The organism is Streptomyces bugieae (assembly GCF_036352915.1).
Classification (GTDB): Bacteria; Actinomycetota; Actinomycetes; order Streptomycetales; family Streptomycetaceae; genus Streptomyces; species Streptomyces endophytica.
On record NZ_JAZBJP010000091.1, the window covers coordinates 1 to 675 of the forward strand.

The following is a 675-nucleotide window of genomic DNA, read 5'->3' on the forward strand; positions in this document are numbered from 1 at the left end:
GGGTGTGCACACCACGATCGCCCTCTTCGACCCCGAGGACTACGCCGAGTTCTGCGCGGAGTCCGGACTCGACGCGGACACCGGCGCCAGCCGCAGCCGCTTCACCGCCGAGATCGCCGCCGCCGGAGCCACGGTCGCCTACACCGGCCAACGCCTGACCGACCTCATCCCCCTCCTGGTCTCCCGCGCGGTCCGCCGTGCCACCTGGGAGTACGCCACCCTCGTCCTCACCGACCTCGGAGCCTGCGCGGACTGCGGCCAGGACATCGGACGCGCGGCCATCGACCGGGCCTCCCACCTCCTGACCCGGCTGCTGGAGCGGGCCGGACCGGGCACCCACCACCTGGTCTGCTCCACCCCCACGGAGAACGACCAGCTCCTGGCGGTGCTCCACACCCACCGCGACCCCACGGGCCCGGCCCGCCTGGACACCTCGGAAGGAGCGGAGTTCGCCACCGTGCTCGCGGTGGCCATCGCCCTGGAGAAACCCGGGGGAGTGGTGCTCCGCACCAGCGCCCCCGACACCCCGGACCGCGTCCACGGCTGGCGCCTGGCCCACGGCGCCCTCGCCCCGCTCACCGCGGGCGAGGTCTTCAACGCCTACTGCACCGACGCCGAGACCGGAGAGCCCGTCTCCCCGGAATCCGGCGTGGAGTACTGCGCGGGGTTCGACAT

1 protein-coding gene is annotated in these 675 nt (G+C 73.6%); it reads left to right on the forward strand.

Translation table 11 applies throughout. The features are described 5' to 3' along the window. Nucleotides 1-675: hypothetical protein (locus V2J85_RS40320; RefSeq protein WP_330824355.1), on the forward strand; the 675-nt coding region annotated here is incomplete at both ends.